This window comes from Bacillus sp. JJ1503 (assembly GCF_036965125.1).
Lineage (GTDB): Bacteria > Bacillota > Bacilli > Bacillales > Cytobacillaceae > Cytobacillus.
The window spans coordinates 1-4,675 of the sequence record NZ_JBALOZ010000467.1 but is presented as its reverse complement, the minus strand read 5'-3'; the positions used below and the strand labels follow the sequence as shown (position 1 = coordinate 4,675).

Genomic DNA, 4,675 nt, shown 5'->3' with positions numbered 1-4,675 from the left:
CTCCCGAACAGAAAGGGGGTGATGCTGAATGACAGTATTTGAAGCATTAATGTTTACGATTGCTTTTGCAAGTTTGATCGTAGCCATTCTGTCATTTAACCATAAAAAATAATCCACCCTTGAGTTAGCACGGCTCAGGTGGATTATTCCCCATTAATAGCCGATCCCTTTGTGGGAACCGCCTATTGCTGGACCGGACATGTTACCAGCATGTTCGGTCTTTTTTTAATTTATGTGGTACTTAATCATATTATAACTGAAAGTGTTATGAAAGTTCAATTTCTTTATAGTTGAATTAGTTTCATGTAACTCAGATTCCGAGGTGTAAGAGAAATTGTATGGCAAACCGAGGATTTAACTCGCAGAATTGTCAATACAGAAGATGAACAGAATAAGAATCTTATCAGATAAAGGGCAATTTTACTAATAAAGGAACATGTTTACTTTTTTTGATCAAATATCATAAAAAACTGCATTTTTTTACCTCAACATTTCAATCATAACTCTCCAAGTAATCATCCAAAATAAGATGGGTCTTACATTTTAACTGGTTTCAGCAGAAGTTCAACCTTCTGTAGAAGCCTGTCAATGCTAGGGCGAACTTTGCGATTTTACGATGGGGAGTTGGATCATTATGAAATGGCATAAAATGCTTCTGTCCATGCTGCAGCAGCGTCATGACAAAAAAATGGCTATAGCTGTCGATACATCTACAAATGAGGCACCAAAGGATTTGATAAACAACATAGTTAAATTATTTCAGCATGTGAAACCAGATGCTTTATTAATTCAAGCGGATTTTAAAATTAGAAGAATTGGACCTGTGAAAAGTGATTCTATTAAGTACTATTCACATGGGAAATCTTCCTATACATTAGTTCTTGAATGGGCAGAGGAAAATCAAGTGGATACTTTATTTTATATCACGGATGTTACTGGTTTTATTACCGATGAAATCAAGGTAGTGAATTATGAGTTATTCTGGCTAGTCCCAGGCACGTTTCTCCCAAGGGTGCCATTTGGAAAAGCAATTAAAGTTGCTTAAAGTATAAAAATCCCTCACTCTTGTGAGGGACCAATCCTACATCTTCTTTTCTTATTTATAATAATGAAACATCCAATGATTTCCGATATGTTTCTACTCAGATGAAGTCCCTCGAATAGCCGATTGTTCCTCTTTTGTTATTGTCATTCCACCTGAAACGACAAATTTCATTGCGTCTTCAGGCTTTACATCGATGATTTCAACTTGATCTTTCGGAATTAAAACCGTTAGTCCAGCAATTTGAAAGGTTTGTTGGATATAGACAGCTACATAGTCCTTTAATGGATGATAAAAACTTTCTACATCCTCGGTTGTGATAAACCCAATGGTTTTCATTTCTGTACCTGGAATGGTGACCAATGCCACTTTTGAAAATGATTTGTTCTCGCCAAGGAATGAGTGAATGGTATCTTTACTAATGGAATAGAGCGTTTTTATGAGCGGAATTTTTTCTAGTAATCTTTCAATCATTCGGATTAACGTCCCAGTGAATACTTTGTTTGATAACCAGCCTAGAATCGTGATGAAGACTAAGGTGAAAAACAAACCAATCCCCGGAACATAATCTTCTTTAAAATAAGGCTTTAAATAATTTCCTAACAATCCATCTAAAAACATAAATAATTGATAAACGGCATAAACGACTAAAATAATCGGAACACCCGTTATGATCCCCTTAACAAAATTATGAAAAATCCGTTTCATTTTTTCTCTCCTTATGGTAATGAGGCATTTGAATTTATTTTTACATAATGGTTGAAGCGATTCAAGTGATATTGGAAGTTGGTTAGTCTGATTAATAATTTATAGGTATGAAGGAAAGACTCTATTAAGATTTTAATCTTTCCCGATTCTTCCATCTGAAACTACTCAAAAATACAAAAACATTACAATAGATTCATATATTCTTAATACTAGATAACTAGAATTGTTTTTATGAGTTAGCATTTTTTTGGGGGGAACAGATCAAAATGAAAAACAAAATAGTTGCAGGAATTACAGCAGCAGGTATTCTCTTGGGGGCAAGTCAGCCGTACAATGTATTCGCAGAACAATCAACTTTTTTTCAATATAAAGAGGATGGTTTGAAGGTTACCCAAATTGGTCAATATGACAGTACTGAAGGCATTGGTGGTACTGAAATTATGGCTTACGATGAGACACTAAAGCGTGCTTTTGTTACAAATGGAGCCGCTTCTGGAATTGATATTCTTTCATTCGAACAACTAACATCAGGTGAATTTACAAAAGTAGAATCAATTAAGCGGGTATTATTAGAGGACTTTCAAATTGAAAACGTAGCAGATATTACGAGTATTGCTTCACATCCGACAAAAGATTTAGTTGCTGTTTCCGTTGTTAGCAATCCGAAGACAGACCCTGGCTATATTGTTTTTCTATCAAAAGAGGGAGCATACATATCGAAAGTGCAAGTGGGTTCGTTGCCTGACATGGTGACATTTACACCAGACGGAACGAAAGCGATCGTTGCCAATGAAGGAGAGCCAAGTGATGATTATACCGTTGATCCGGAAGGGACGATTTCAATCATTGACGTCACGAAAGAGCCAAGTGAATTTACAGCAAATACACTTTCATTTAAAAATGTAGAAATTGATGAAAAAGTCCGATTAAAATCTAAAGGGACAGCTCTTCAACAATTGGAGCCTGAGTATGTAGCGGTTTCTAAAGATAGTAAAGTAGCGTATGTATCGATGCAAGAAAACAATGCAATCGCGACTGTTGATCTTGCTGCAGAAAAAATCCTTCATGTGAAAGGACTTGGTGTAAAAGATCACTCTCTTCCTGAAAACGAACTCGATGGGAAGCGAAACGGTGAAACAAAACTTGAACGCCTTCCACTTCTAGGCTTGTACATGCCAGATGCCATTGATACATTTGCAGTCGGCGGGAAAACATATATTTTGACACCAAATGAAGGAGACGCCCGAGATTACGAAGCGTATTCCGAAGAGGCAGAAATCGGTGATATCGCAGACAAGATTAAATTGAATGCAGATCATTATAAAGGTTTCACACAAGAAGAGCTTGATCAAAAAGTGGCAGATGGATTATTCGATGAGATGAAGAAAACAAAAATTACCCTTGAAGAAGGGATGGCAGCGGATGGTTCGTATGAAGCGCTTTATTCGTACGGTGGACGCAGTTTCTCAATCTTTGACGCTGAAACAATGGAGCTTGTTTATGATAGCGGAAGTGACTTTGAGAAAATCACTTCTGAAGCACTCCCTGAGTTCTTTAACACGGATAACGAAGAAATTGCGTATGACAAACGGAGTTCTGCAAAAGGACCAGAACCAGAAACTGTTGTTAGTGGAGAAATTAATGGTAAATCGTATGCATTTATCGCATTGGAGCGAGTGAGCGGAATTATGGTGTATGATCTTGAAAATCCATCGAAGCCTGAATTCGTTACATTTATTTCAAGTAGGGATTATAGCGAGGATATTAAAGGGGATGTATCACCTGAAGGTTTACGCTTTATTTCAGCTGATAAGAGTCCTACAGGACATGCCCTTTTAGCTGCGACTCATGAAGTATCCGGTACGGTTGCGATTTATGAATTTGGTGGAAAAGACATGAAGATGAAACCGGCTGCGCCTGAAGTGGACGTGCCTGCTAAGGAAACACCACTAGTCTATTGGGATGGCTTATTAATGAAAAAAGGTCAAATCGGTCGAGTGATGATCGAAAAGCCAATCAATCTATGGAAAAGAACAGATAAAGGTCTCCAGTTCGTAAGAGTCCTAAATCCCGGTGAAAAATACCGCGTATACAGCTATGACGACAAATTCGGCGGCCAATATTCAGTTGGCGGAGGACATTATGTGACAAAAATTGAAGGGTATGTATCCTACCAAACTCCATCTAAACATAAATTGGAGCTACTAAAATAGTTGTTAGATTCCAACTAGAAGGAAGAGATATTCTTTTTCAATTAGTGAAAAGAACCATAAAGAAAACCCTTGCGATTGCAAGGGTTTATTCTAAAATTTTTACTGAATACCGTATACAATTGCTAAAGCCGGGATTATTTAGAGTAATGCACCAAACTTAAATCTTTAAAGCTCTTTTTAAGCGTCCTGCAATTGGCACTACTATGATTCCTGCTAAGACAACCTGCATCACATTTCCTGGAACGGAGCCAAATGGCAGAATCCAGTTACCGTAAAGGATTACTTCAGCGAAATAGTAGCCTACGATTTTAATAATGAGTGCAATGGCAACTGCCAGTGTGTTGACAACTACTCTTTTGCCGGGTACCTTTTCGGAAATAAGACCGGCTAAAAAGCCCATTGTCCCTACGATGATGAATGTAAACGGTGCCCATGCTCCCCAACCAGAGAGAATGTCGAAGAAACCCATACCAAAGGCGCCTGCAATGGCTCCTGTTTTTTTGCCGTAAACTAAAGCTGCTATAAATAGAGGCACGTTGCCCATATGGATTAGGCCACCATTACCCATAATGGGGAGCCTGATATTGATGAACATTGTAGATACTAGAGTTAATGCGATGAAAAGTGCATATATGACTAAGGTTTTTGTCTTTGTTGCTTCTGTCTGTAAAACTGTTGAATTCATAGGATTGCCTCTTTCTTTTTTTTTCTT

Annotated in this window: 5 protein-coding genes; 3 read left to right on the top strand and 2 right to left on the bottom strand. The window is 37.7% G+C overall.

Translation table 11 applies throughout. The features are described from left to right. Window positions 1-28 precede the first annotated feature (28 nt). Both V7149_RS26690 and V7149_RS25280 read left to right on the top strand, forming a co-directional pair. Window positions 29-112: a putative holin-like toxin gene (locus V7149_RS26690; RefSeq protein ID WP_410489377.1), complete on the top strand. Its 84-nt coding sequence runs from the start codon at window positions 29-31 to the stop codon at window positions 110-112. Window positions 113-634: 522 nt separating this feature from the next. Then, the gene (locus V7149_RS25280; protein WP_335348318.1) at window positions 635-1,045 is read left to right on the top strand and encodes a hypothetical protein; all 411 of its coding nucleotides are present in this window, start codon (window positions 635-637) and stop codon (window positions 1,043-1,045) included. Between the two features lie 93 nt (window positions 1,046-1,138). Here the strand turns inward: V7149_RS25280 and V7149_RS25275 are convergent, their stop codons facing one another. Then, on the bottom strand, window positions 1,139-1,750 hold the full coding sequence (locus V7149_RS25275; RefSeq protein WP_335348317.1) for a DUF502 domain-containing protein: 612 nt from the start codon (window positions 1,748-1,750) through the stop codon (window positions 1,139-1,141). A gap of 266 nt (window positions 1,751-2,016) precedes the next feature. On the opposite strand from V7149_RS25275, the gene V7149_RS25270 reads away from it, so the two are divergent. Next, window positions 2,017-3,963: a choice-of-anchor I family protein gene (locus V7149_RS25270; protein ID WP_335348316.1), complete on the top strand. Its 1,947-nt coding sequence runs from the start codon at window positions 2,017-2,019 to the stop codon at window positions 3,961-3,963. A gap of 157 nt (window positions 3,964-4,120) precedes the next feature. Here the strand turns inward: V7149_RS25270 and V7149_RS25265 are convergent, their stop codons facing one another. Continuing rightward, complete coding sequence (locus V7149_RS25265; protein WP_335348319.1) at window positions 4,121-4,648, bottom strand: ECF transporter S component; 528 nt, start codon at window positions 4,646-4,648, stop codon at window positions 4,121-4,123. Between the last annotated feature and the right edge of the window lie 27 nt (window positions 4,649-4,675).

Coding starts and splice junctions, on each gene's coding strand:
- V7149_RS25270 (WP_335348316.1), top strand. CDS start 2,017: ATGAAAAACAAAATAGTTGCAGGAATTACAGCAGCAGGTATTCTCTTG.
- V7149_RS25265 (WP_335348319.1), bottom strand. CDS start 4,648: ATGAATTCAACAGTTTTACAGACAGAAGCAACAAAGACAAAAACCTTA.
- V7149_RS25280 (WP_335348318.1), top strand. CDS start 635: ATGAAATGGCATAAAATGCTTCTGTCCATGCTGCAGCAGCGTCATGAC.
- V7149_RS26690 (WP_410489377.1), top strand. CDS start 29: ATGACAGTATTTGAAGCATTAATGTTTACGATTGCTTTTGCAAGTTTG.
- V7149_RS25275 (WP_335348317.1), bottom strand. CDS start 1,750: ATGAAACGGATTTTTCATAATTTTGTTAAGGGGATCATAACGGGTGTT.